The organism is Rhizorhabdus dicambivorans (assembly GCF_002355275.1).
Classification (GTDB): domain Bacteria; phylum Pseudomonadota; class Alphaproteobacteria; order Sphingomonadales; family Sphingomonadaceae; genus Rhizorhabdus; species Rhizorhabdus dicambivorans.
In genome coordinates this window covers 2509039-2535557 of record NZ_CP023449.1, presented here as the reverse complement: position 1 = coordinate 2535557, position 26519 = coordinate 2509039, and the positions used below count along the sequence as shown (strand labels likewise).

General features: G+C 66.5%; 19 protein-coding genes and 1 tRNA gene. 6 read left to right on the top strand and 14 right to left on the bottom strand.

Going from position 1 to position 26519, the window contains the following annotated elements; genetic code table 11:
- Window positions 1-133 precede the first annotated feature (133 nt).
- The 4 genes from CMV14_RS12045 to CMV14_RS12030 form a co-directional block, all read right to left on the bottom strand.
- Complete coding sequence (locus CMV14_RS12045; RefSeq protein WP_066959125.1) at window positions 134-1006, bottom strand: metallophosphoesterase; 873 nt, start codon at window positions 1004-1006, stop codon at window positions 134-136.
- A gap of 129 nt (window positions 1007-1135) precedes the next feature.
- Complete coding sequence (locus tag CMV14_RS12040; RefSeq protein WP_066959124.1) at window positions 1136-2959, bottom strand: cytochrome c3 family protein; 1824 nt, start codon at window positions 2957-2959, stop codon at window positions 1136-1138.
- A gap of 10 nt (window positions 2960-2969) precedes the next feature.
- Window positions 2970-3848 carry a hypothetical protein gene (locus CMV14_RS12035; RefSeq protein WP_066959123.1) on the bottom strand — a complete coding sequence of 293 codons (879 nt, stop codon included), beginning with the start codon at window positions 3846-3848 and terminating at the stop codon, window positions 2970-2972.
- Window positions 3848-6301 (bottom strand): cyclic nucleotide-binding domain-containing protein, encoded by a 2454-nt coding sequence (locus CMV14_RS12030; protein ID WP_066959122.1) that lies wholly within the window; start codon window positions 6299-6301, stop codon window positions 3848-3850. The genes CMV14_RS12035 and CMV14_RS12030 overlap by 1 nt, the downstream gene beginning before the upstream one ends.
- 188 nt (window positions 6302-6489) lie before the next feature.
- On the opposite strand from CMV14_RS12030, the gene CMV14_RS12025 reads away from it, so the two are divergent.
- A complete protein-coding gene (locus CMV14_RS12025) occupies window positions 6490-7458 on the top strand; it encodes a tetratricopeptide repeat protein (protein WP_066959121.1) in 969 nt (322 codons plus the stop codon).
- A 22-nt stretch (window positions 7459-7480) separates the two neighbouring features.
- Here CMV14_RS12025 and CMV14_RS12020 read toward each other — a convergent pair whose 3' ends face one another.
- The 4 genes from CMV14_RS12020 to CMV14_RS12005 all read right to left on the bottom strand — a co-directional run bounded on the left by CMV14_RS12020 (window position 7481) and on the right by CMV14_RS12005 (window position 12361).
- Window positions 7481-7837, bottom strand: coding sequence for an energy transducer TonB (locus CMV14_RS12020; RefSeq protein WP_066959120.1), 357 nt, complete (start codon window positions 7835-7837; stop codon window positions 7481-7483).
- 58 nt (window positions 7838-7895) lie between these two features.
- Window positions 7896-10037, bottom strand: a complete 2142-nt coding sequence (locus tag CMV14_RS12015) for a methyl-accepting chemotaxis protein (RefSeq protein ID WP_066959119.1) — start codon at window positions 10035-10037, stop codon at window positions 7896-7898.
- 153 nt (window positions 10038-10190) lie between these two features.
- A complete protein-coding gene (clpX, locus tag CMV14_RS12010) occupies window positions 10191-11462 on the bottom strand; it encodes an ATP-dependent Clp protease ATP-binding subunit ClpX (RefSeq protein WP_066959118.1) in 1272 nt (423 codons plus the stop codon).
- Window positions 11463-11704: 242 nt separating this feature from the next.
- A complete protein-coding gene (locus CMV14_RS12005) occupies window positions 11705-12361 on the bottom strand; it encodes an ATP-dependent Clp protease proteolytic subunit (protein ID WP_066959117.1) in 657 nt (218 codons plus the stop codon).
- A 133-nt stretch (window positions 12362-12494) separates the two neighbouring features.
- On the opposite strand from CMV14_RS12005, the gene CMV14_RS12000 reads away from it, so the two are divergent.
- Window positions 12495-13835, top strand: coding sequence for a hypothetical protein (locus CMV14_RS12000; protein ID WP_139114664.1), 1341 nt, complete (start codon window positions 12495-12497; stop codon window positions 13833-13835).
- A gap of 158 nt (window positions 13836-13993) precedes the next feature.
- Here CMV14_RS12000 and tig read toward each other — a convergent pair whose 3' ends face one another.
- The 6 genes from tig to gatC all read right to left on the bottom strand — a co-directional run bounded on the left by tig (window position 13994) and on the right by gatC (window position 22512).
- Window positions 13994-15628 (bottom strand): trigger factor, encoded by a 1635-nt coding sequence (gene tig / locus CMV14_RS11995; RefSeq protein ID WP_066959115.1) that lies wholly within the window; start codon window positions 15626-15628, stop codon window positions 13994-13996.
- A 66-nt stretch (window positions 15629-15694) separates the two neighbouring features.
- Window positions 15695-15779: transfer RNA gene (locus CMV14_RS11990), tRNA-Leu, on the bottom strand.
- A 170-nt stretch (window positions 15780-15949) separates the two neighbouring features.
- Window positions 15950-19084 carry a hypothetical protein gene (locus CMV14_RS11985; RefSeq protein ID WP_066959114.1) on the bottom strand — a complete coding sequence of 1045 codons (3135 nt, stop codon included), beginning with the start codon at window positions 19082-19084 and terminating at the stop codon, window positions 15950-15952.
- Window positions 19085-19256: 172 nt separating this feature from the next.
- The gene (gene gatB / locus CMV14_RS11980; RefSeq protein ID WP_066959113.1) at window positions 19257-20741 is read right to left on the bottom strand and encodes an Asp-tRNA(Asn)/Glu-tRNA(Gln) amidotransferase subunit GatB; all 1485 of its coding nucleotides are present in this window, start codon (window positions 20739-20741) and stop codon (window positions 19257-19259) included.
- A complete protein-coding gene (gatA, locus tag CMV14_RS11975; protein ID WP_066959112.1) occupies window positions 20738-22225 on the bottom strand; it encodes an Asp-tRNA(Asn)/Glu-tRNA(Gln) amidotransferase subunit GatA in 1488 nt (495 codons plus the stop codon). Before gatA ends, gatB begins: the two co-directional genes overlap by 4 nt.
- Window positions 22225-22512, bottom strand: a complete 288-nt coding sequence (gatC, locus tag CMV14_RS11970) for an Asp-tRNA(Asn)/Glu-tRNA(Gln) amidotransferase subunit GatC (RefSeq protein ID WP_066959111.1) — start codon at window positions 22510-22512, stop codon at window positions 22225-22227. Before gatC ends, gatA begins: the two co-directional genes overlap by 1 nt.
- Window positions 22513-22688: 176 nt before the next feature.
- On the opposite strand from gatC, the gene CMV14_RS11965 reads away from it, so the two are divergent.
- From CMV14_RS11965 to CMV14_RS11950, 4 genes are all read left to right on the top strand, one after another.
- Entirely contained in the window at window positions 22689-23804 is a 1116-nt protein-coding gene (locus tag CMV14_RS11965; RefSeq protein ID WP_066959110.1) for a DUF3089 domain-containing protein, read from the top strand.
- Window positions 23801-24256 carry a Holliday junction resolvase RuvX gene (gene ruvX, locus CMV14_RS11960; RefSeq protein WP_066959109.1) on the top strand — a complete coding sequence of 152 codons (456 nt, stop codon included), beginning with the start codon at window positions 23801-23803 and terminating at the stop codon, window positions 24254-24256. The genes CMV14_RS11965 and ruvX overlap by 4 nt, the downstream gene beginning before the upstream one ends.
- Before the next feature lie 82 nt (window positions 24257-24338).
- Window positions 24339-25289, top strand: a complete 951-nt coding sequence (locus tag CMV14_RS11955; RefSeq protein ID WP_066959108.1) for an aspartate carbamoyltransferase catalytic subunit — start codon at window positions 24339-24341, stop codon at window positions 25287-25289.
- On the top strand, window positions 25286-26515 hold the full coding sequence (locus tag CMV14_RS11950; RefSeq protein WP_066959107.1) for a dihydroorotase: 1230 nt from the start codon (window positions 25286-25288) through the stop codon (window positions 26513-26515). The genes CMV14_RS11955 and CMV14_RS11950 overlap by 4 nt, the downstream gene beginning before the upstream one ends.
- Window positions 26516-26519 lie beyond the last annotated feature (4 nt).

Sequence of the window (26519 nt, the reverse complement as noted above, 5' to 3'; positions counted from 1 at the left end):
TTGCAGGGGTCATCGTGCATGCGCCGATCGGCGGTGCGCCGGAGCGGTGGCAATGTGGGCGCGCATATGTTCAGGGCGACGGTCGAGGCGCGCGCGAAGATCGCGGGCGTTAAGGCTGCGTGGTGAGCGGCTCTTACGCTGCCGCAGCACCCGGCTCGACCGCATCATGTTCCTCGGCGAGCGAGCGGACCAGCGGCTGGAGATTGCGATCGTACCGGGCCAGCACGTCGGGCGCGCCAACCTGGGCGTGGTGGGTGACGAAGGCCTCGCCCGTCCAGAGGTGCAGCGCGACCCCGGGCTGCTCGGCGACGATCATCGGCCGCTCGTCGGGGCGTTCGGGATCGATCGGAGCCATTTCCAGAGCCACCTGAGGCGCGGTGGACGGGGCGACCGCGAGCATGCGGCCATGCCATTGGGTCGTGATCGAACGGTGGATGTGGCCGCTGATCATCAGCACGTTGGGCCGGTCGCCGATCGCCTTATCGAGCATCACCACCCAAGGCTCGGTCGGGTGCGAGGTCATCCAGGGGATACCGGTCTCGATCGGGGGATGGTGGAGGACGATCAGCACCGGGCGACTCGCCGGTATCTCGCCGAGGCGCGCCTTGAGCCAGCCCGCGCGGCGGTGGCAGAAGGCACCGCCATGATGGCCCGGATCGAGCGTGTCGAGCACGATGATCCGCACTTCGGGCTCGTCGATGACATATTGGACGAAGCCGTCCTCGATCGGCAGATCGGGGAAGACCTGCTTCATCGCGGTGCGATCGTCATGGTTGCCGGTGCAGAGGTGAACGGGAAAGGCGCAGCCGTCGATCAGGGCCTTGAGCTTTTCGTAGCTGCCGCGATCGCCATGGTCGGTGAGGTCGCCGGTAAGAAAAAGCCTGTCGGGTTTCACCGACAGGCCCTTCACATAGTCGATCGCGGCTGCAACCCTGTGCAAGTTCAGCTCATCCGGATTGTCCAGATCGAAGCCGATGTGCAGGTCGGTCAACTGGGCGATCAACATGATTTGGTCCTCTTACTCCACCGGAGAGCCCCCCCGGTCCAACTCAACACCTGGACACTTCATCATGTGCCGGATCGGGACGCTGTGATCTCTGCCACAGCCGATCATAAAAAGCGGTAAACCCGCCCTTCACGCTCCCGTTCCAGCCTCCTTCAGGGCCTTCTCCTGGATATGCTCCGCCGCCTTGCCCCGCGCGCGGTGGTTGCGAACCATCAGCGGGGCGAAGGCGGTGCGGTGATAGTCATGACACATCGCGCAGGACGAGGGCACTTCCTTGTGCGCGTCCTGGCCGCCATGGCATTCCTGGCACTTGGCGAGCTTCGGCAGGTTGACGTCGGAGGACAGCTTCGATCCCTTGACGGCGTGACAGCTGACGCAGGTCTCGGTGTCGTGGGCAGCGTGGTCGAACCACCCCTTCATCATGTAGCGCTTGCTGAGCGCCACCGGGGTCACCGCGAAGGGGGTGGTGGGATTACCGGTCTGCCGCACGGTGTGGCAGTCGAAGCAGGCTCCGCCCTTCGAGAAGACCGCGCGGATCGCCTGTTCCGAATTGCCGATGTGCATCGCGCTGGTCTGAGCGAAGGTGATCCGCTGGCTGTTTGTCGCGAAGTCGCCCGGACGGCGGCGATCCATGCCCGTCAACGCGGCGGCGCGCGGCGCGCCGGCCCGGTAGAAGGCGCGGATGTCGGCAACCACCTGGGCGGGATCGCCGTGGCGCAGGGTACGGATGGTGCCGCCGACCTGATCGAAGGCAAGGCTGTGGCAGGCGCCGCAGGACGGCTCCATCTTCACCGCCGCGAAGCTCGATCCGGTGGCGTCGCGGGTGTGGCAGTTGGCGCAGTCGAGCGGGGCTCCATAGCCCTCTCCCTTGCCCAGCGACTTCGCCATCTGCGCGACCCCGTTGGTGGTCGAGAGATGGAGATCGTGGGGGAATTTCAGGCCGTTATCCTCGCGCGGGTTGGCGTCGAGCGAAACCCGGCGGAACATCGGCAGCCCGCCGGCACCGGCGAAACGGATGGTCGGCTCGAACTGGGGATGGCCATCGCCGAAATCGGTTGCGTCCTTGAGCGTGGTCTGGATGCGTCCGCTCATGCCGGTGTGGCAATTGGTGCAGAAGCGCTCGTCGGTCACCGGCATCGCCGTCTTGCCCTGATGCTCGGTATGGCATTCGACGCAGCGGCCGGGCTGGATGCCGAACACCCCGCCCACGGCCTGCTTGATGCCGCCGACGATGCCGGGCGAGCCCTTGGCCTCGATCAGCTTGGCCGGGTCGGCATGGTCATGGACCTTGGTGTGGCAGGCGACGCAGGCGGTGTCGCGCACCGACTCGCCGGCCTTGACGTGGCAGGCCTGGCAATTGTTCTCGAGGCTCTGGTGAACCTGCGAAAGAGCGCCCGACGTCCACATCTCGTCGGCGTGGAAGGCGACCTTGCGCGTGTTGTCGACCGGCTGGGTCTGGATCGAGACCAGCGGCCAGACCAGGAAGATCGCCAGAACCAGCAAAGCGCCGGCCCACGCCATCACCCGCTTGCCGGGCAGGACATGGCCGAGCGAGAAGACCTGGGCCTCCTCCTTCTCCTCCGAGGCGTTGGAGATGGCGCCCACCCGGTTGACCGTGATGACGACCTTGCCCTTGTCGTCCCCCTCGCCCGGCTCGAACTCCAGCGAGTGGCTGCCGACGCGGACGTCCGCGCCGGTCGAGGCGGCGAAACGGGCATGCTCGCTCTGCTTGCCGTCGACCACGAACGGCAGGCCCGCCGTCGCCGCGATCTCGACATAGCCCCCCGCCGCCGCGCGGATCACCGCATGGTTCAGGGTCACCGCCAGATCGGGCAGGTGGATGTCGCTCGACGGGCTGCGGCCGATGGTCAGCTCGGCCTTGTCGAAGCTCTTGGGGCGGACGATGTCCCGCCCGTCGGCGGTGCGCGCTACCGTGCGAACGATGAAGCTCATCTGCGCGTTCTCACCAATAATAGAAGACGGAAACGATATGCACGAGCAGCGCCGCGATCAGCGCGAAGGTCAGCGGTACATGGATGTACAGCCAGACCTCCAGCAGCGCCTTGAGCCGCAGATGCTTGCGAATCCGCGACAGCGACGACTTCTTGCGCTCGAGCAGCACCTCGACATGGTCATAGGGATCGGCGACCCCTTCCTCGCGGACATGGTCCGCGCGGACCGCATCGAGCGCGGTGCGGGTGCCGCATTTCGCGTAGCGGCCGGTCAGCCGCGCGATCAGCCCGCCGCCGAAGGGATCGTCCTCCAGCGCCATGCGGACGATGGCGGCGCCTTCGGCATCGAGCGGCTGGGCCGCCTCGTTGAGCTGGCGGTCGATCATCCGCAGATTGTCGAGCATCTGGATCTGGGTGGTCTCGCCCCGGTTGGCCGAGAGCTCCTGGGGCAGCATCGCGTAGGAAGCGATGCCAAAGGCGCCCGATGCGATCACCAGCATCATCAGCACATAGGCCAGGGTATGGACGTTCCACCCGAAATCGAAGCCGGTGTGGAGGCTGGCGATGACGATCAGCGACAGGCCCAGATAGACATGCGCCGAGGTCCAGCTCTTGAGCGACCAGCGGCCCGGCGTGATGGCGCGCTTGCGCACCCCCAGCCACGCCAGCCACAGGATCAGGCCGACCCCGACCGTGCCGGTAATATAGCCGTAGATGCTGCCGCCATTCGGCTTGGGCTGGACATCGTTGAAAGCATAGATGAGCAGCGCCACCGCCGAGATCGCCAGCGCGATCTTGAGCCATTTATAGCTCTGGTAGCGAAGGAAGCCTTCATGCTCGGAGGCGCGCTCGCGACCGGTGGTCGCCTGCCGCATCGATTTGGTGGCCATCAGGCGTCGTCCCGCTGCAACCGGGCGACCGTCAGGAATTCCTCGGGCGCGACGCGGATCGCCGCCCCCGTCGGACAGGCGCGCACGCAGCTCGGGCCGCCCTCGATACCCGAGCACATGTCGCACTTGACCGCACGTTTCGCCTTCTCGACGCCCGGCGTCGCATTGGCATAGGCCCATTCATGGCTGGGCTCCCCTGGCCCCGGCCCCTGGCCGAACAGGAACCACTTCCAAAGGCTCGGCTTCTTCGGCGGCTCCTTTTCCATCCGGATCACGCCATAGGGGCAGTTGCGCTGACAATTGCCGCAGCCGATGCAGGTGTCGTCGATATAGACCTCGCCGTCCTGGCCGCGATGGATCGCGGTCGGGGGGCAGTCGGCCATGCAGTGCGGATGCTCGCAATGCCGGCAGCTGGTTGGAACGTGGAGATGCGCGAAGGTGCGCCCTGCCTCACGGTCGAGCCGCGAGATGCCCTCATGGCTGTCGGCGCAGGCCTTTTCGCAATTGTCGCAGCCGACGCAGAGATTCTCGTCGATCAGCAGCACGTCGGTCGCCTCGCCGACGCCATTGTCGACCAGGAAATTCGCGACCGAGCTGTACATGTCGACGACGGTGGCGAAGCTGTCCTTCTTGGCCTCGATGAAGGAGGCGAGGTCCTCGCGCTCGCCCATCGCGGTCTTGGCCTTGGCGAAGAAGGTGGGCTTGGCCTCCAGCAGGCGCCGAAACGCATCGCCGCCCAGCTTGATCACCTCGGACTTGACCGCGGCGCGCACCGTCTGCTTGCGGATGCCGTTGTCGAACAGCTCCAGCTCGCCGACATAATTGCCGGCGGGGACATAGGAGAGGAACACCGGCTTGCCGCCAATCGACTTCTCGACGACCACCGATCCCGAGCGGATCACATAGACGTCGTTGCCTTCCTCGCCTTCCTTGAAGATCGCCTCGCCGGCGCGGACGGCCTTGATCTCGGCGGTTTCCAGCACCTCGGCCAGATCGGCCGGCTGGAGACCGGCCTGCCACATCTGGAGCAGCTGGCGCTCGGTCGAGATGCGGGTGACGGCGCGCTTCACGCCCGGCACCGACGCCATCAGCTTCAGGATCGCGTTGCGGGGAATCTCGACCACCACCGTGTCGGCGATCGACCGGATCGTCGAGCCGCGGCGGCGACCGGAGACGAGGCCGACCTCACCGAAGATCGAGCCTTCGGGGATGACGATGCCGGTCGAGCGGCCGTCGGGCAGCGGGATATCGACCGAGCCCTGCGCGATGCAGAACAGCGACGAACCCGGCGCGTTCTTCTCGAAGATGATGTCGTTCTTGCCGTAATAGCGGACGTCAGAGTCGAGCATGAACTCGCGCATCTGCAGCGGCGACAGATCGTTGAGGATCTTGACCTGGGTGCGAATGAACTCGAGCCATTCGTCGACCGACTTCTTGATCGGCAGGTTGACGAACTTGCCCTCAAGGATCGGTTCGTCGGCCGGTTTCAGGGCGGTGTTGCCGTTGATGAACTCGACGACGTCATAGCCCTGGTTCATGCAGTGCTTGATCAGCGGATAGCCGGCCAGCGCGCCGATCACATAGATGCCGGCATTGGTCGATTCGAACTGCGGCGACAGCGTCGGGAAGGCCTCGCGGTCCGGGCTGGTGAACTGGATCCCGCATTCTTCGATGAACTTGCGCGGCGCGGCCGAGCCCATACGGGCGATGATGCGATCGCAGCGAATCCGCGCCTCGCCGTCGCGTGTGTCGAGGACGAGATGCCCGGCCTCGATGCGATTCGGGGTTGCGTCCGTGATGACGTTCATCCGGCCTTCGTCGCGCGCCTGCATCAGCAGCTTGACGTTGGCGCCCTTGGCGCGGCTGAAATCGGCGGTACGGTTGATGATCGAGACGATGTTGCCCTGGGCGACATCCTGCGCCAGGCCGAGCGCATTTTCGATGCCGGCGTCGCCCGCGCCGATCACGGTGATGTGCTCGTCGACATATTCGCCGGGATCGTCGAGCTGGTACTGGAGCTCGAGATGGCCGCCATCCGCGCCGGGGCAGCGCAGCAGGTTCGGATTGCCCTGGGTGCCGATCGCCAGGATGATGTTCTCGGCCTTGATCTCGGTCTTGTCGGTCAGGGTGATGGTGAAATCGCCCTTCGCGCCGGTGATTGCCTTCACCTCGCTCTTGAGTCGGACGTTGACCTTGTTCGCGGCGGTCTGGTCGTCCCAGGTGCCGAGCACCTTCTCACGCTTGCCGGCGTCGAAATCGATGTCCGAACGCAGCACCAACTGGTTCGGCGTGGCCATGACGTGCTTGCCCTTCTGATACTTGTAGATCGTATCGGAAAGGTGATCGGTCTTTTCGAGCAGGATGTGCGAGATGCCGAGCTTGGCTGCATGCGCTGCGGCGCTGAGCCCCGCCGGCCCCGAGCCAACGATGGCAATCCGGTAGGTATCCGCCACTGATTCCCCCTGCCCCGTTTCGCGCCGCTGAGCGGGCGGCCCCTGAATTAAGACAACGGAAAAGCGTTCAGCCCCTGCTGAAATCCCGTTATCTGCCCCAACGCCACTCTACCAGCTTCGTCGCGTTCCGCTAGACATTCATTACAAGAACGGATCAAAGCCTATAGCTCTCAATTTCGGAGATAAATGTGACGAAGGACAGTGCCGCAAACAAGGGTTTTTCGCTGCCGTTCGCCCGGGTGGCGCTGATCCTGGCGGCGCTGGTGGCGCTGGCCGCCATCGCCATCGCCACAGTCCGATCGCGCGGCGGCGGCGAGGAAGCGGCTTCCTCCTCCTCTCCGCCCCAACAGGCCGGTGACGTAACGTCCAGGATCGCCGACCTCGAGAAAAGGCTGCAGACCACCCCCGACGACTTCAAGGGATGGACCACGCTCGGCTGGTCCTATTACAATCTCGGCCGCTATGCCGACGCGGCCGGCGCCTATGCGAAGGCTGTGAAGATCGATTCGTCGAACGCCGAGATCTGGTCGGCGCTGGGCGAGGTCCAGCTGCTGTCGGGCCCAGGCGGCGTGACTCCCGCCGCCGAGGCATCCTTCCGCAAGGCGCTGTCAATCGACCCGGGCGATCACCGCGCCCGCTATTTCCTGGCGGTGAAGAAAAATGAGAGCGGCGACCACAAGGGCGCGATCGACGACTGGATCGCGATCCTGAAGGACAGCCCGGCCGGTGCACCCTGGGAGCAGCCGGTCCGCAACCTGATCGCGGAGGTGGCCGCAGAGCACAAGATCGACGTCGCCGGCCGGGTGCCGCCGCCGTCCGCACCCCAGCAACCGCAGACGAGCGCGACGATAAGTGATGGTGGCGAGGTCGCCGCGGCGGGTATTCCAGGGCCCAATGCCGCCGACCTGAAAGCCGCGACCGCGATGACGCCCGCCCAGCAGGACGAGATGGCGCGCGGCATGGTCGCACGGCTGGAAACCCGGCTCGTCGACAATCCCAAGGATGCCGATCGCTGGATCATGCTGATGCGCGCGAAGATGGTGCTCAATGATCCGGCCGGCGCCCGGAACGCGCTCGCCAAGGCGAAGGCCGCCTTCAAGGGCGACAGCGCGCAGATCGCCCGCTTCGACGACGCGGCGAAGACGCTGGGGATGTAGGCGCCTCAGCCCGCCCGCAGGCTCAGCTGATCTTCCAGCGGATCGGGACGATGATGGTGTAGGCGCTGCCGCCGGGCGGCGCGGGATAGGTGCCGACCTTGGTCGGAATGCGCACCGCCTCGCGGTCGAGGATCTGCGAGCCGGTGCTTTCGACCAGTTCGATCGAGACAGGCTTGCCGGAGCCCGCGATCACGATCCGGACCCGGGCGCGCCCTTCCTCCTGGCGAAGCTCGGCCGAGCGGGGATAGGAGTAGAAGGCGGTCACCAGCTTCACCACCTTCGCCTCGAAGGCGGCATCAGCCGCCTGCCCCGGCGATGCGATACCGAGCGCCCCCAGCGCGGCGATGGCCGACAGGTAATAGTGACGTGCCTTCATCATGGGTCCCCTTTCCCGGGTGCTCCAATTAGCGTTGTTGTCTGAAGGAAGGGTTACCGGCTCACGCCGCCCTTACCGTCGCGAGGAAATGATCGACCGACAGCCGCAGCGAGTCGGCCTGGCGGTTGAGGTCGGCGGCGGCGCTCAGCGTTTCCTGCGCGGCCCGGCCGGTGGCATCGATACCGCCATGGACCTCCGCGATGATGGTCGCGACGTTGCGCGATCCGTCGGCCGCCTGGCTGGTGCTGGTCGCGATCTGGCCGGTCGTGGTCGACTGCTGGGCGATGGCGCTGGCGACGCTGGTGGCGATGCCGTTGATCTCGCCGATCGTCTGGGCGATCTCGGTCAGCGCGTTCGCCGCGAGCTTGGAACTGCCCCGCGCCCGCGCGATCCGGCTGGCGACGTCATTGGCGGCTTCCGCGGTCTGGTGGGCCAGCTGCTTTATCTCGGCGGCGACGACCGCGAAGCCCTTGCCGGCACTGCCCGCCCGCGACGCCTCGATCGTGGCATTGAGCGCGAGCAGGTTGGTCTGCCGGGCGACGCGCGCGATCACCGACACGACATCCTCGATCGACTGGGTATCGGAGATCAGATCGCCGACGATCGCGTCGGTGGCATTGGCGCTGCTGGCGGCTTCCCGGGCGATCTGCGCGGCGTTGCCGATATGGGTCGCGACCTGGGCGATCGACAGCGACATCTCCTCGGTCGCATTGGCGACGATCAGCGAGTTCTGGCTGGCCTGGGTCGCAGCGACGGCGACGTCGGCGGTGAGGCTGCCGCTATGATCGACGGTCTGCGAGACCAGCCGCGCATCCTCCTCGATCTGCCGGGCAAGCGCGCCGACGCTGTCGACGACATGACGGACGCTGGTCTCGAACACATCGGCCAGCTTCAGCATCGACTCCCGCCGCTCGCCCTCGGCCTTGAGGCGTTCGGCCTCGCGGTCGCGCACCCGCGCCTGCTCGCGCTCGATCTCCGCGCGCTCGGCAGCCAGCGCGGCGGCGCGACGCTCGTCGATCTCGCGCGCATTGGACCTGAAAATCTCGACCGCGCGCGCCATGTCGCCGACCTCGTCGGACCGGGCCACCTCGGCCATCTCGGTGCCGAGGTGGCCGGCCGCGAGCGCGCCCATCTCCTCGGCCATCCGCACGATCGGACGGGTGACGAGCCGCTGCATCAAAATGCCGGCGATCAAGGCGATGGCGATGCCGACCGCCGACCCAAGCAGGACGACCGTCATCGCGCCAAGCGCGGCGGCCTGGGCGGTAAGCGTCCTGCGGCCCTGCACGCCTTCGATCGCAGCGATGATCCTGTCGGCATTGTCCTGCAGCGCGGGGCCGCTGACGCGCAGGACATGGCCCACTTCGCGATTGCGGACGCCGGTGGCGGCGACCACCTGGTCGAACGCCTTGTCATAGGCCACCACCTCCGCGATCGCCTTGTCGGCGGTGGCGAGCATCGGCGTGCCCTCAAGCTCCTCGAACAGGATGTTCATCGCATCCTCGAGATCGAGCAGGTTGCTCTTCACCAGCTTCGCGGTCGCCGGATTGGGCGACGCGACATAGCGCGTGACGTTGACCCGCATCTCCAGATAGCGCGCCTGCGACACGCCGGCCGCGTAGGTGGCGGCGGCATTGCCCCCGGCATGGGCCTGCTCGGTGACCAGGCGCAGCTTCTCGGCGATGACCGGACCCCGGACATCGAGCTCGCGGGTGATCTGGGTGTCGATCCGGCGTTGCGCGTCGACGATCCGCGCCGCCGAACGCTGGGTCGCCTCCAGCGCCGACCGCACGGCGGCAAGCGAATCGGCCTCACCGAGCGCGTCGGCGCCGTCGGTGGCATTGTCGAGCGATCGGAGCGCGGCATCGAGCGTGCCCGTGAGCTCGCGCGCGGTGCCTTCGTCCCGATTGATGACGAAATCCTTCAGCAGACCCTGTGCCGCGATAGATCGGGTCTGGACCCGCAACAGCGCCTGGTTGGCCTTGGCCAGATCGGTGACCCCGCCGACGCTGGAGCGGACCGCGAACAGCGAAGCGATGGTGATGAGCGCCAGCGTGGCCATGGCGAGCCCGGTCGCGCCGAAGACGAACAGGACCTTGCGGCTCATGCGCCAGCCGGTCGAGGCCGCGCTGAGCCGGGTGAACCAGATTGCGAGTTTGCCCTCGATCCGCCTCAGCGGCTCGCGCAGGCCAGCCTGTGTCATGCACCTCTCCTGAGCGGCCCGCTTTAGGGCGCCGCCCTTGAGATATGGTTAATGAGCATCGCACGTGGATCGCGAGCCGGCGTTCCGTAACGGAAAGAAAAAGGGCCGCCGGATCGCTCCGGCGGCCCCTTCGATTTTCGGAGTGGATACCGATCAGGCGGCGTCGCCGGCCTTTTCCTTGGTCTTCTTGGAGAAGACCCGGACCGGGTCCTTGCGGCCCTCGACCACATCCTTGTCGACGATGATCTCGTCGACACCGTCCATCGACGGCAGGTCGAACATCGTATCGAGCAACAGCCCTTCGAGGATCGAGCGCAGACCACGTGCGCCGGTCTTGCGGGTGATCGCCTTGCGGGCGACCGCAACCAGCGCGTCGTCGGTGAAACCGAGCTTCACGCCCTCCATCTCGAACAGCTTCTGATACTGCTTCACCAGCGCGTTCTTGGGCTGGCTGAGAATCTCGACCAGCGCGGTCTCGTCGAGGTCCATCAGCGTCGCGATGACCGGCAGACGGCCGACGAATTCAGGGATCAGGCCGAACTTCAGCAGATCTTCGGGCTCGCACTGCTGGAGGGTCTCGCCGGTGCGACGCTCCTCGGGTGCCGCCACATAGGCGCCGAAGCCGATCGACTTGCCCTGGAGGCGGTCGCCGATGATCTTTTCCAGCCCGGCGAAGGCGCCGCCGCAGATGAACAGGATGTTGGTGGTGTCGACCTGCAGGAACTCCTGCTGCGGATGCTTGCGGCCGCCCTGCGGCGGAACGCTGGCGGTGGTGCCTTCCATCAGCTTGAGCAGCGCCTGCTGGACGCCCTCGCCCGACACGTCGCGGGTGATCGAGGGATTGTCCGCCTTGCGGCTGATCTTATCGATCTCGTCGATGTAGACGATGCCGCGCTGCGCCCGTTCGACATTATAGTCGGACGCCTGGAGCAGCTTGAGGATGATGTTCTCGACATCCTCGCCGACATAGCCCGCCTCGGTGAGCGTGGTGGCGTCGGCCATGGTGAAGGGCACGTCGAGCAGCCGCGCCATCGTCTGGGCGAGCAAGGTCTTGCCCGAGCCGGTGGGACCGACGAGCAGGATGTTCGACTTGGCCAGCTCGACATCAGCGCCCTTGGCGCCATGGTTGAGCCGCTTGTAATGGTTGTGGACCGCGACCGAGAGGACCCGCTTCGCCTTCGCCTGGCCGATCACATATTGGTCGAGATGCTCGCAGATCTCGTGCGGGGTCGGGACGCCGCCGTCCTTCTTGCTGACGAGCGCGCCCTTCGTCTCCTCGCGGATGATGTCGTTGCACAGCTCGACGCATTCGTCGCAGATGAAGACCGTGGGCCCGGCGATGAGCTTGCGGACCTCGTGCTGCGACTTGCCGCAGAAGGAGCAGTAAAGCGTGCTCTTCGAGTCTCCGCCGGTCAACTTCGTCATAAACTAGATCCTGACTCCACTGGGGATCGGACGCATCCTAAACATGTCCTCCCCCATCTCACAACCATCTTAAGAAGCGATGATCGTTCGCGGGGTTCCACCGATATGGGATGCGCTTTTCCCGGTGCAATGTCTGTGCTCCGGAGCACAAAGGGAAAACCGGCAGATGCCCAGCATTGCCGGAAATCCATGCGACTCGGACAGGAAAGCCCTCTCCGGCCTGCGGGGGAGGCAGAAGAAAATCAGGCCGCCATCGCCTCGTCGGCGGGGGTCGGACGCTTGTCGAACACCTCGTCGATCAGGCCGAAGGCCTTGGCCTCGTCGGCCTCCAGGAACTTGTCGCGATCCATCGCCGCCTCGATCGCCTCGATCGGCTGCTTGGTATATTTCGCATAGAGCGAGTTGAGCCGGTGGCGCATGCGCAGAATCTCGCGCGCCTGGATCTCGATGTCGGCGGCCATGCCCTGGGCGCCGCCCGATGGCTGGTGAACCATGATGCGGCTGTTGGTGAGCGCGACGCGCATCCCCGGTTCGCCCGCAGCAAGCAGGAAGCTGCCCATCGACGCGGCCTGGCCGATGCAGACCGTGCCGACGCGCGGCCGAATATATTGCATGGTGTCGTGGATCGCGAGACCCGCCGTCACGACGCCGCCCGGCGAGTTGATGTACATGAAGATGTCCTTCTTCGGATTTTCCGACTCGAGGAACAGCAGCTGGGCGGTGATGAGCGAGGCCATATGGTCCTCGACCTGGCCGGTCACGAAGATGATTCGCTCGCGCAGCAGGCGCGAATAGATGTCGAAGCTCCGTTCGCCACGGTTCGACTGCTCGATCACGACGGGGACCAGGGCGCCGGTCTCAGGGTTCATGAACTGGCCGGTTTCGAACGGATTCTGCATGGGGTGGACTGGTCCTTGTGCTTTGCCTGTGCGCCCAACATCGGCCTTTGCCCGCGGGGATTCAAGGGGGATCGGGAAATCACTGGCGCACGTCCTTCCGATCGGCATGATGCGGGCATATGGGGACGAAGCAATGCTGAAGCCGGGGGTTTTGCGAAAGCTGCTGCAACGCGCGGGGATTGGCATCGCCGTCGCCGTGCCGATCGCCCTGCTCTTCTTCACGCTGTTCTACGCCGCGAACCGCGCCAGCCTGGGCCGCGACCTACCCATGGCGGAGGCGCATGTACGCGACGCCTATGCCTCGGGCGCGCTTCAGGACCAGGACTGGATCGCGGGCGACACCGGCATCGGCCGGCACCAGTATAATGACTGCCTGATCCTCTACATGGCGATCGACCAGCAGGCGCGCGCGGACCAGCTTGCCGCAAGCCCGATCAAGCCGGTCCAGCGCGGCAGCGAATCGATGTGCCAGGCGCTGCGCGCCTATGCCGACGGCGATCGGGCGGCGGGCCGCACCGGCATCTGGTACCATCAATATGTCCACGGCCATACGATGCTGGCCCGCTGGCTGCTGCCGGTGCTGCCGGTGGAGACGATCCGCAACCTGTACCACATGCTCCAGACCCTGTTGGTGCTGGCGGGTATCCTCGTCGCCATGGCCGCGCTGGTTCGGCGACGCGCGCCGGTCGAGAGCCTGTTCTGGCTGATCGTCTTCCTCGCCTTCTCGCGCTGGTTCGGGCTGGAATCCTACGGCCAGTCGCTAGGCCATGCGCCATCGGACGCGGTGATCCTCGCCTATCTGCTGTTCCTCGCCATCGGCGCCGCGCGCGGTGGGATCGGGCGGCGTACCTCGCTGGTCGCGGCGGCAATCTTCGGCAGTCTGACGGCGATCTTCGAATTCCTGACAGGCGGCATCCCGCTCGGCCTAGCGATCGTCATCGGCGGCCTGCCCTTCGCCCTCGCCGAGACCGATGCCGAGGAAGTGCGCGACCGGGTGGTCGAAGCGGCGGCGGCCTTCTGCGCGGCGGTGATCGCCTGCCTGGCGGCCAAGATATTGCTGGCGCTGTGGGTGTTCGGGATCGACTCCTTCCGCGAGACATCGGCCCAGTTGGGCGTGCGGATGGGCATGGCCGGCGAGAATGGTTTCGGGCCGGTAATGGCGATCAAGAAGCTGATCAAGGGCCTCGACGCGCTCGCCGCCGGCATGCATGTGCTGGCCGGCGCGATCCTCGCCACCGCGATCGGCTTCGGCATCTGGGGCGGTCGGGTGCTCCTCCGTTCCGGCGAGCCGCTGCTCCGCGCGCGAACGATCCACCTGATCGCGTCGAACCTGGCGATCCTCGCGCTGCTGCTGCTGCTGTGGCAGCACACCATCGTCCACGCCTGGTTCATGGAACGGGTGTTCGTCTGGACGATCGCGACTGGCTTCGCGCTGTTCGCGCTGGCGGTGGGAATTCGCTCAAAGCGACTCTGAGGTCACCCCAGCGAAGGCTGGGGTCCATGTCTCTCGACAGCCAGATGGCATCTCGCCAGGAGACAGACATGGATGCCAGCCTGCGCTGGCATGACGGCAAAGAAGAAGGCCGGACGTTGCCGCCCGGCCCTTTCATTCCTTGACCGAAAGCCGGCCGATTACTCGGCGGCAGTCTTCTTCTTGGCCGGAGCCTTCTTCGGCGCAGCGGCCTTCTCGGCGGGAGCTTCCTCGGCCTTGGCAGCGGCGGCCTTCTTGGCCGGGGCCTTCTTCGGCGCCGGGGCGGCCTCCTCGGCTACGGCCTCGGCGGGAGCTTCTTCCTTGGCGGCGGCCTTCTTCTTGGGAGCGGGCTTCTTGGCCGGCTTCTCGTCATGGTCGTGGTCGCAATCCGGACCATGGACGTGGCCGTGATCATGGTCGTGGCCACAATCCGGACCATGGACATGGCCCTTGCCGATCACTTCCTCATCGGCCTCGATCGCGGCTTCCAGCTCCTCGCGGGTCACTTCGCGGTCGCTGATCTCGGCCTTCTCGAACAGGAAGTCGATGACCTTGTCCTCATAGAGCGGCGCACGGAGCTGGGCGGCGGCCATCGGGTCCTGCTGGACATACTGGATGAACCGGTCGCGGTCCTTGGGGCCGTACTGCTGCGCGGCCTGCAGGACGAGGCGCTGCATCTCCTGCTGGGTCACCTCGACGCCGTTCTGCTGGCCGATCTCCGACAGGAGCAGGCCCAGGCGGACGCGGCGCTCGGCGATCGCCTGATAATCGGCGCGATCCTTCTCCATCTCGGCGCGGGCGGCCTCGGGATCCTCCTCGTGGCTCGCCTCATGCTCGAGCTGCGCCCAGATCTGCTGGAACTCGGCCTCGACCATCGACGGCGGGACCGGGAAGTCATGGGCCGCCGCGAGCTGGTCGAGCAGCTTGCGCTTCATATGGGTGCGCGTGAGGCCGTTCAGCTCCTGCTCGAACTGGCCCTTGAGCAGGTCGCGAAGCTGGTCGAGGCCTTCGAGGCCGAGCGACTTGGCGAACTCGTCGTCCACCTTGGTCTCGCCCGGTATGCGCACGTCGGTAACGGTCACATCGAACACCGCGGCCTTGCCGGCTAGCGACTTCTCGCCATAATCCTTCGGGAAGGTGACGTTCAGCGAACGGCTCTCGCCCTTCTTGACGCCTTCGAGCTGCTCCTCGAAGCCCGGGATCAGCCGGCCCGAGCCGAGCTCGACCGACATGCCCTCGCCGGTGCCGCCATCGAAGGCGACACCGTCTACGGTGCCCTTATAATCCATCACGACCAGATCGCCCTCGACGGCCGGATGGCCTTCCTGGGCGTCGTCATAGCGCTTCTGCTGGCCGGCGATGCGCCCGATCTGCTCGTCGATCGCGGCCTGATCGGCGGCGACGGTCAGGCGTTCGAGCTTCAGGCCCTCGATCGCGGGCGGCGGCACCTCGGGAAGGACCTCCAGCTCGACCTTGAGCGACACGTCCTTGCCCGACTCATAGTCTCCGCCGACCAGCTCGACCGACGGCTGCATGGCGGGACGCAGCTTCTGCTCGGCGAGCAGCTGCTGGACGCCGTCCTGCACGGTCTTGTTCAGCACGTCCTGCTCGATCGCCGGGCCATGCATCTTCTTGACGATGTTCGGCGGAACCTTGCCGGGGCGGAAGCCGGGCATGCGGACCTGGGGGGCGATCGACTTGATCTCGGCCTCGACGCGCTGGGCGACATCATTGGCGGGGATCGTCACCGTATAGGCGCGCTTCAGGCCCTCATTGAGCGTTTCGACAGTCTGCATGGGTCGCATCCAACCTCTATCTCGAGAAATCTTTTCGGGTCCCGCTCCGCGCGCTGGTGGCGAAGCTGGTGCGGGCGAAGGGACTCGAACCCCCACATCTTGCGATACTGGAACCTAAATCCAGCGCGTCTACCAGTTCCGCCACGCCCGCGAATAAGGACCGTCGGTCGGCGGGCTCTATAGCAACATGGGGGACAAGCACAACCCAGCCATTTGCTGGCCCTCAAACGCCGGGCGGCCGCATCCGCGGCCTTGGCTTTCCTCGCATAAGCTCGGGCGGCCATTCGGCCTTACGGGCCTCATCGAGGCCCGTTTTCCTCGTCAGCTTTGCACTGCCTTGGCGGGGTTGTTGCTGGCCTGGAGATAGACGAACCAGCCCTCCCCAGCCCGCTCGCCCTTCTTCAGCTCCTCGGCCTTCTTCTGCTCCCGCCAGCCATTGGCGACGGTCTGCGCGGCGACCAGATCGTCGCCCGACTGGCCCAGCAGGTAGCGCAGCAGCGACGGCGCCGCGATCAGCTGGTCCATCGCCTGCCCGTCGCGGCTGGTCGATCCCTGGTCGCTGATATAGCGGTCCCAGCTCGGCGTGCGGCCCCAATATTTCTCCAGTTCGGCGTAGCTTTTCGGCAGCCGCGCGACCTCTCCGCCCGCCGCCGCGATGTGATCGGCGGTCCACAGACCGATGTTCGAGCTGGTCCCATCGATCGGCGGCAGCAACTGCCCCTCCAGCAGACGGCCTACCACCCGCTTGCGGTGCATCGCGATCAGCCAGTCGAGCACCGCCGCCGCCTTGGCCGAAGCGCCGCGCAGCGCGGCGTTGAAACCCAGCTTCTCGCCCGCGGCGATCGCGCTCAGCCAGTAGCCGATGAAGAATTCGTGCTGGAACAGGCGGCGGTCATCCTTGCATATCACCCCGAAGAAGGGCGCGGCGGCATAGACGGCAAGGCCGATATCGACCTGCCCGTTGCGCATCAGGTTGGTCGGCGGATGGAGGAAGCCGGGATCGCTGGCGTAATGGCGGGCATGGAACTGCTCGAAGTCGAAGATAACGAAATCGAGCACCTCGGCCCGGCTGTAGAGCCGCTGCGAGCCCGCGCTGGCGGTCTTCCAGGCGAGTGCCGCGTGCAGGAAGGACCAGGCTCCTTCGCGCGCCGACCAGAGATCGAGCCAGGGATCGCCGAGGATGTCGTTGGTGTAGAGCCGGTTCTGATCCCAGAAGCGGTGGCCGAGAAACGCGAATTCGGGCGAGCGGAACAACAGGCTCCCCCAGCCGGGAAACTGGTGGCTGTGCGGCTTGTCGATCTGGAAGGTGCCGAAATAAGGCCGCTCCGGCACGTCGCCGCCATAGGGCGCGGCGACCCGCAACGGATTGACGCCCTGAATCCAGGTCGAGACGCGTCCGCCCTGCTGATACCAGGCCTGGTTGGCGGGAAGCCCCAGATTGCCCGGTCCGTAATAATGGTTGCGGAAGGCGATCGAGCGGCGCGCGTCCCGCTTGAACAGCGGGACGTTGCGCCCCTTCTCGAAGGCATGGACCGGGTCCGAGACATAGCCGGTCAGATAATCGAGCGCGATCGTGCGCCAGGGCGTGCCATCGTGCGGGCGCCGCCCGTCGGGCAGGTTCATGTGCCAGACCACCGGCTCGGCAATGATCTGCCGGTCGTCGCGCTGGCCGCCGGGGCCGGCGATCGGCGAACGGCCCTGGATGTTGAAGGGCGTATATTCGAGCCACAGCGCCGCATTGGCCGCCAGCGAATTGGCCGAATAGAGCGCGGTGAACGGATCCCTGGTCCGTCCGGCCGCGCCGACCATCGCCCGATAGTCGCTCTGCTTCCAGGGGATCACCCGGATATTGCCGAAACCGTTCGCCTGCCCTTCATTGCCCGCGCCGCCGGAGAAGATGCGCAGATCGAAGCCGTTGACCGAATAATCGAGATGGCAGCCGAAGGGTATGGACAGGTCGAACAGCGGCACCGCGGCGCGGATTCCCGATTGTTCATGGCTGCCCGGATCGCGACTGCGCCAGATGATGCCCGAGCGCACCGTACCATGGGGATACCAGCGATGGGTGCCGTCGGTCATCGCACAGCCGCGTCCGTCGCTGGGGCCGCCATAGAGGGCCATCTTGTCCCGGCCGTTGAGCGGGCCGCCATCGGGTGTCTCGATCGTGGCGAGCAGCTTCTCGTCACGATCGTAGATCAGCCATTTGTGGGGAATCATATAGGCGTTGCGGCCCGACGGATCACCGAACGGATTGGCCGGCATCACGCTCTCATCCCAGTCATAGCCGAACTGGAACTGGACATAGTCGCTCGAGCGGATCGCCTCGATGCGATAAGCGATGCCGTTGATCACGGGCACCGGCCCCTGCGGCAGGCATTCGGCCCAGGCCGGCTGCGCGGCACCGAGCCACGCATCCTCGAACCGGCAATTCTGGGCGGCGAGCCGGGTCATGACGAGCTGGTTGGGATGGGGTACCCCCGCCCCGCTCGACCAGTCGACCAGCACCGCCTTATAGGCCTGGCCCGACGGTACGTCGATCGGCCCGACCGTGATGTCGAGCGTCGCCACACCCCCGTCGAATGATCGCCAAGCCAGGGTTTGCGGTGGCCGCGGCGCCGTGACAGTCCGGGCATCGACGACCAGATCAGGCAATTCCTCGCCGGGTAGCAGCCCGCTGGCCACCGGAAGATAGCGATAGTCGGCTACGGGACGGTCGAAACCGATCGACACCTCAGCCACGACCATGCCGTCGATCGCCTGCCGGGTGTTGCCGAGTGCGGCGTTGACCGAGAAATCCATTTCGGGGGTGATGCGCGGCTTCAGCTTCGTGCGGAACGGCCCACCCGCCGCCTTGCCGTCGATGAGAAAGGAAAGCGTGCCGCCGGGCCCCGCCACATTGTCACACCATTCGACTTCGAGCAGTTGTTCCACGCCGGGCTTGCGCATCGCGGTGCTGAAGAAGCCTCCCTCTGTCGCCTCGCCGCGCCCGATCAGGCATTCGAGCTGATCGCTGCCATAGCGGGTGGTGAGCGCGATGCTGCCGATCCCCCAGCCCACCATGTAGAACAGCAACGCGCCATCGGCGCGCGGCACGATCCCGCGAAAGGAGCAGCGCAGACGGTGCGGCGCCTGGTTTCGGGCCGGATCGGCATGCGTGCCGAAATCGAGCCCCAGCGGCCCCGACTGCAGGAAGCTGTCGCGGCCGAGCGCCATGCCGCCCGCCGTGGCCCGTCCGGGGCCGACGGTGCGCAGCTGGACCCGGCTGGACAGCCCATCGCCTTCGCCCATCACGAAGTTGGCGGCACCATTGAACCGCCAGCCCGCACTGGCGGGCCGGAACCCCGGCACCGCTATCCTCCGGGCGAGCGGCAGCCCCGAGGGCACCGACAGCTGATAGTCGCCCACCCCTGCGGCGAGGTTGAGCGGGATGACGCTGCCGGGATCGCCGTAGATCATGGCGCTGGTGTAGCGCGACGAAACGGGAGGCAGGAAGTGGGTTCCTTAGCCTGCACCACCCGTCACCCCAGCACAGGCTGGGGTCCATGTCTCTCATCAGCCAGATGACTGCGCATAAGACAGCAGACATGGATGCCGGCCTGCGCTGGCATGACGCAAATAAGAGACTGGATCAGCCCAGCGCCTTCTTCAGCAGCTCGTTGACCACGCCGGGATTGGCCTTGCCGCCCATCGCCTTCATCGTCTGGCCGACGAAGAAGCCGAACAGCTGGACCTTGCCACCATGATATTGTTCCACCTTGTCGGCATTGGCGGCGATGATCCCGGCGATCACCTTCTCGATCTCGCCGGTGTCGCTGGTCTGCTTGAGCCCACGTTCCTCGACTATCTTCGCGGGATCTTCGCCGGTCTCCAGCATGATCTCGAACACCTGCTTGGACAGCGTGCCCGACAGCGTGCCGTCGGCGACCAGGCCGAGCAGTTCAGCGCCCTGCTTCGGGGAAACCGGGCTCTCGCCGATATCCTTGCCGAGCCGGTTGAGCGCGCCGAACAGGTCGGAGATTAGCCAGTTGCTGGCCTGCTTCGCAATCTCGGGGCCGGTCTTGCCGGTCGCATCCAACAGCTGCTCGAACCAGCGCGCGGTCTCGACGTCGGCGGTGATCACCGATGCGTTATAGGCGGACAGCCCGAGCGGGCCTTCATAGCGGGCCCGCTTGGCGTCGGGCAGTTCGGGCATCTCGGCCTGGCACTGTGCGACGAATTCCTCGCTCAGTTCCAGCGGGAGCAGGTCGGGATCGGGGAAATAGCGATAGTCGTGCGCATCCTCCTTGGAGCGCATCGACCGCGTCTCGTTCCGGTCCGGATCGTAGAGCCGGGTCTCCTGCACGATCGTCCCGCCGCTTTCGAGCACGTCGACTTGCCGGTTCGCCTCGCCCTCGATCGCAGCCATCACGAAGCGGACCGAATTGACGTTCTTGGTCTCGGTGCGGGTGCCGAAGGGTTCGCCGACCTTGCGCACCGAAACGTTGACGTCGGCGCGCATCGAGCCTTCTTCCATATTGCCGTCGCACGAGCCGACATAGCGCAGGATCGATCGCAGCTTACGAAGATAAGCCCCTGCTTCGGCGGGAGAACGCATGTCAGGCTTCGAGACGATCTCCATCAGCGCGACGCCCGAACGGTTGAGATCGACATAGGAGCGGGTCGGGTGCTGATCATGCATCAGCTTGCCGGCGTCCTGCTCGACATGGAGCCGTTCGATGCCGATCGTCTTGGGCTCGGCGATGCCGGCCTTCTCGTCGGCGTCGATCTCAACCGCGCCTTCGCCCACCAGCGGGTGATAGAGCTGCGATATCTGATAACCCTGCGGCAGATCGGCGTAGAAATAATTCTTCCGGTCGAAGCGCGACCAGCGGTTGATCTCGGCACCCAGCGCCATGCCGGTCTTCACCGCCTGGCGGATGCACTCCTCGTTCGGCACGGGCAGCATGCCCGGCATCGCCGCGTCGATCAGCGAGACATTCTGGTTCGGCTCGGCACCGAAGGCGGCCGAGGCACCCGAGAAGAGCTTGGCATTGGAAACGACCTGCGCATGAACCTCAAGGCCGATCACGACCTCCCATTCGCCGGTGGCGCCCTGGATACGATAGCTGCTCATTTCGCCCACCAGTTCTGCGGCCGGGCGTTGAAGCCGGCGCGCTGCTCGATCGCAAGACCCGCGTTGAGGACGCCCTGCTCGTCGAGCGGGCGGCCGATGATCTGGAGGCCGAGCGGCAATCCCTTGGCGTCGAGGCCCGCGGGCACCGACATGGCGGGGACCCCGGCCAGGCTCGCCGGCACGGTGAAGACGTCGTTGAGGTACATCTCCAGCGGATCGGCGCTCTTCTCGCCCAGCGCGAAGGCAGCGGACGGCGCGGTCGGCGTCAGCAGCACGTCGACCTTCTGGAAAGCCTCCTCGAAATCGCGGGCGATCAGCGCGCGGACCTTCTGCGCCTTGGTGTAATAGGCGTCGTAGAAGCCCGCCGAGAGCACATAGGTGCCAATCAGGATCCGGCGCTTGACCTCCGGCCCGAAACCGGCGGCGCGGGTGGCGGCATACATCTCCTGGAGATTGGCGCCATCGGGAAGTTCGCGCAGGCCATAGCGCACGCCATCATAACGGGCGAGGTTCGATGAGGCCTCGGCCGGGGCGATGATATAATAGGTCGGCAGCGCATAGCGGGTGTGCGGCAGCGATACGTCGACAATCTCGGCGCCCGCATCGCGCAGCCATTCGATGCCCTGCTTCCACAGCGCGTCGATCTCGGCGGGCATATTGTCGACCCGATATTCCTTCGGGATGCCGACCTTCTTGCCCTTGAGGTCCGCCGAAAGCCCGGCTTCCCACTGCGGCACCGCGACGTCGAGCGAAGTCGAATCCTTCGGGTCGAAACCCGACATCGCCTCCAGCATGATCGCGCAGTCGCGCACGTCCTGCGCCATCGCTCCGGCCTGATCCAGCGAGGAGGCGAAGGCGACGATGCCGAAGCGCGAGCAGCGGCCATAGGTGGGCTTGATGCCCGCGATGCCGGTGAAGGCGGCGGGCTGGCGGATCGAGCCGCCGGTATCGGTGCCGGTCGCCGCCGGCACGATCCGCGCGGCGATCGCCGAGGAGGAACCGCCCGACGAGCCGCCCGGCGCCAGCGGGGCATTGCTGCCGTCATTGGCGCGCCACGGCGAGATGACGTTGCCGAAGGCGCTGGTCTCGTTAGACGAACCCATGGCGAACTGGTCGAGGTTGAGCTTGCCGAGCATGCCGGCGCCGGCCGCGAACAGCTTCGTGGTCACGGTCGACTCATAGGTCGGCTTGAACCCGGCCAGCATGTTGCTGGCCGCCGTGGTCTGGTAGCCCTCGGTGCAGAACAGGTCCTTGATGCCCAGCGGCACGCCGGAGAGCGGCTGCAGATCGCCCGATGCGCGGGCCTTGTCGGCCGCATCGGCGGCGGCGAGCGCGTGGTCCGGCGTCTCGATGATGAAGGCGTTGAGCGCCTTGGCACCCGCGACGGCGGCGTTGAATGCCTCGGCCGCCTCACGCGCGGTGAAGTCGCCGGCGCGGAAGCCGTCGCGCAGGCCCGCGATGCCCAGCTCGGTGATGTCAGCCATTATTCGATCACCTTGGGAACGGCGAAGAAGCCATGTTCGGCCTGGGGCGCGTTGGCGATCACCTTGTCGCGGATATTGCCGTCGGTGACGACGTCCGCGCGCAGGCGCTGATGGTTCGGGATGACGGCGGCCAGCGGGGCGACACCATCGGTGTTCACCTCGCCGAGCTGCTCGATCCAGCCCAGGATGTTGTTGAGTTCGGGAACCATCGCATCGACATCGCCGTCGGTGACGGCAATGCGGGCGAGGCTCGCGATCTTGCGGACGGTTGCGGCATCGACTGACATGGCCGCGCGGCTAGCATCGGGGCGGCGGGGGAGCAAGGGCGGGATGGCGCTAAAAGCTTGCGTCGCCCCGAGAGAGGCCGGGAGCGACGACAGGGGATTCGACGCAGCCACGATTGCCCGCTACGCACTTGCCCTCATCGCCAGCTTATGTTGCACTGCACAAATCGGAGCCTTCATTGCTCGCTCGCCGTTTCCTCTACATCATCGCGGGGTTGATCGTGCTGACATTGGCCGCCGGGATCGGCTGGAACCTGTTCCAGGACCAGTTGGTCCGCCTCGCCTTCGTTCCCAGCGTGCGCTTCGATCCGAACGGTGCCGGGCCGCCGCCCGACTATGGCCGGCCGGGTTCCTGGCTGTCGCGGCCCGACCTGCCCGACGATCCCGCCCGCTGGCTTCCGGCCGGTGAAAAACCGTCGGCGGCAAAGCGCGAGATCGCAGTGTTCTACGTTCCGCCGACCACCTATTATGGCAGGGCGAGCTGGAACACCGCGCTGGACGATGCCGAATCGCGCAAATGGCTGCGCGTTTTCGGATGGAGCGAGGCCAGCGCGTTCAACCGGACGGGGGCCGTCTGGGCGCCGCGCTACCGCTCGGCGGCGCTCGGCGCCTTCCTGAGCCAGGGGTCCGATGCGCCCAAGGCGCTCGATCTGGCCTATGGCGACGTGGCGCGCGCATTCGACGCCTTCCTGGCGCAGATCCCCGCCTCGCGCCCGATCCTGCTTGCGGGGCATAGCCAGGGCACGCTCCACCTGATGCGGCTGATGCAGGAAAAGATCGCGGGCAAGCCGCTCGCCCAGCGGATCGTGGCGTCCTATCTGGTCGGCTGGCCGATCTCCACGACCGCCGACATTCCCGCGCTCGGCCTGCCAGCCTGCGGCGATCCGCGCCAGGCGAACTGCATCCTGTCCTGGCAGAGCTTCGCCGAGCCGGCCGAGCCGAGGACGATCCGCGAGATATATGACGCCTCCGCGGGTCTCACCGGCGCTCCCCGGCGCGGTACACCGATGCTGTGCGTCAACCCGCTGACCGGCGCGCCGGCCACGGCCGCGCTACCTGCGGCGAACCTGGGCGCGCTGATGCCGACATCCGATTTCATGGGCGCCGAACTGAAGCCGGGCGTCATCGCGGCGCGCTGCGACCCTTCGGGACTGCTGATGATCGGCAGGCCGCCCAGGGGCTTCGACCGCTTCGTCATGCCCGGCAACAATTACCATGTCTTCGACTATGCGCTGTTCTGGGGCAATATCCGCGCCGATGCCGAAGCGCGCGCAAAGGCCTTCCTGAACAAGTGATCTGCACCTCGACCCTCGATTATCGCGACGCGCTGCCGGATCGGGGGCGGCTGGCGGGGCTCGACGTGGGCACCAAGACGATCGGAATCGCGTTGTGCGACGCGGGCTGGACCATCGCCAGCCCGGCCGAAACGATCCAGCGCGGCAAGTTCAGCGTCGACGCGGCGAAATTGCGCGCGCTGGTGGCGGCGCAGGCGGTGAAGGGTCTGGTGATCGGCCTGCCGCTGAACCTCGACGGCAGCGATTCTCCACGCACCCAGTCGGTCCGCGCTTTCGCCCGCAACGTCGAGGGCTTCGGCCTGCCGATCCTGCTGTGGGACGAACGCTGGTCGACCCAGGCCGTGACCCGCACCCTGCTCGACGCGGATGCGAGCCGGGCGCGGCGAGCCGAACTGGTCGACAAGCTGGCGGCGGCCTACATATTGCAGGGCGCGATCGACGCGATGATCTGATCTCCGCCGGGGCGACGATCTTGTGGAGAAGTCTTCCAGCCCGCTTGAGCTTCCCCGCGCCCTGCCCTAAAGCGCGGCTTTAATGTCCGCTCCATTCCCGCACCGCCACCTGACCGGCATCTACGGGCTTCAGCCGCACGAGATATTGTTCCTGCTCGACGAGGCCGAGCAATGGATCACGCTCAACCGTGCGACGACGAAGCATGACGATCGCCTGTCGGGCCTGACACTGATCAACGCCTTCTTCGAGAACTCGACACGCACGCTGCTGTCGTTCGAGATCGCGGGCAAGCGGCTCGGCGCCGATGTGGTCAACATGGCGGTCGGCCAGTCGAGCGTGAAGAAGGGCGAGACGCTGATCGACACTGCGGTGACGCTCAACGCGATGCGCGCCGACATGATCGTGATCCGCCACCAGTCCTCGGGCGCGGTGCAGCTGATCGCCGACAAGGTGGACTGCCCTGTGCTCAACGCGGGCGACGGCCGCCACGAACACCCGACCCAGGCGCTGCTCGACGCGCTGACGATCCGCCGCCGCAAGGGCAGGATCGGCGGGCTCACGGTCGCGATCTGCGGAGACATCCTGCACAGCCGCGTCGCCCGATCGAACATCCTGGCGCTCACCGCGCTGGGCGCCGAAGTGCGCGTCGTCGCCCCACCGACACTGATGCCAACGGCGATCGAGCGGCTGGGCGCGATCCCGTTCCACGATTTCGACAAGGGGATCGAAGGCGCCGACGTGGTGATGATGCTCCGCCTGCAGAACGAGCGGATGGACGGCGCCTATCTCCCCTCCCCCCGTGAGTTCCACGCGCTCTACGGGCTGACCATGGAACGGCTGGAGCGGGCAGCGCCCGACGCGCTGGTGATGCATCCCGGCCCGATGAACCGGGGCGTGGAGATCACCAGCGAAGTGGCCGACCATCCCGATCGATCGGCGATCACCGAACAGGTGGAGATGGGTGTCGCGGTCCGCATGGCCTGCCTCGACGTCCTGACCCGCAAGCGGCGCGGCGTGGAGGGCTGGGCATGACCGGATCGCTCGCCATCCTCAACGCGCGGATCGTCGATCCCGCCGCCGGCACGGTGACGCAGGGCGGCGTGCTGGTGCGCGACCGCCACATCGCCGCCGTCGGCAGCTTTGACATCCCCTCGGATATCGAGACGATCGACGCCAAGGGCGCGCATCTGGCGCCGGGCCTCATCGATCTCGGCATCTTCGCGATCGACATGGCGGCCTTCACCGCCGGCGGCATCACCCGCGCGGTGCTGATGCCGGACCAGTCGCCTCCGCTCGACCATGCGGCGTTGGCCCAGCACGCCGCCGCCGCCGGAAAGCCCGACGTCTGGATCCACCCGCTCGCCGCCGCGACCAAGGGCCTGGAAGGCAAGGAACTGGCCGAGATCGGCCTGATGAAGGCGGTCGGCGCCTGCGCGGTCGCCACCGGGCGCGACTGGATCGCCGATTCGGGGGTGATGCGGCGGGTGCTGGCCTATGCCGGATCGCTTGGTCTGACCGTCGTCACTCATGCCGAGGATGGCGGCGTCACCGTGGGCGCGGTCGCGACCGAGGGCGAGTACGCCACCCGCATGGGCCTGCCCGCCGCCCCCGCGATCGCCGAGGCGATGGCGGTGGCGCGCGACCTGATGCTGGTCGAGGAGACCGGCGCACGGCTGCATTTCCGCCAGCTGTCGACCGCGCGCGCCTTCGATCTGGTGCGCGACGCGAAGAAGCGCGGCCTGCCGGTAAGCTGCGGGATCAGCCCGGCGCACCTGCTGTTGTCCGACGTCGCGGTGGGCGGCTTCCGCACCTTCGCCCGCCTGTCGCCGCCCCTGCGGGGCGAGGACGACCGCCAGGCGGCGCTCGCCGCCATCGCCGACGGGACGATCGACCTGATCTGTTCGAGCCACGACCCACAGGGGCCGGAGGCCAAGCGCCTGCCCTTCGCCGATGCGGAGGCAGGCATGTCGGGTGCCGAGACGCTGCTGACCCTGTCGCTCGCCTTGGTCCGCGACGGCGTCATCACCCTGCCCCGGCTGATCGAGCTTCTATCGGCCGCCCCGGCGCGGCTGCTGGGCCTGCCCGGCGGTTCGCTGATGGTGGGCGCCGAGGCCGATCTGCTGCTGTTCGATCCCGAGGCACCGTGGAGGATCGATTCGGATCACATGGCCTCACGCGCCGGCAACACGCCGTTCGACGGCCTGCCCGTGCAGGGCAAGGTGCTGCGGACGATCAAGGGCGGCGTCGCCCTGGGCTAAAAAG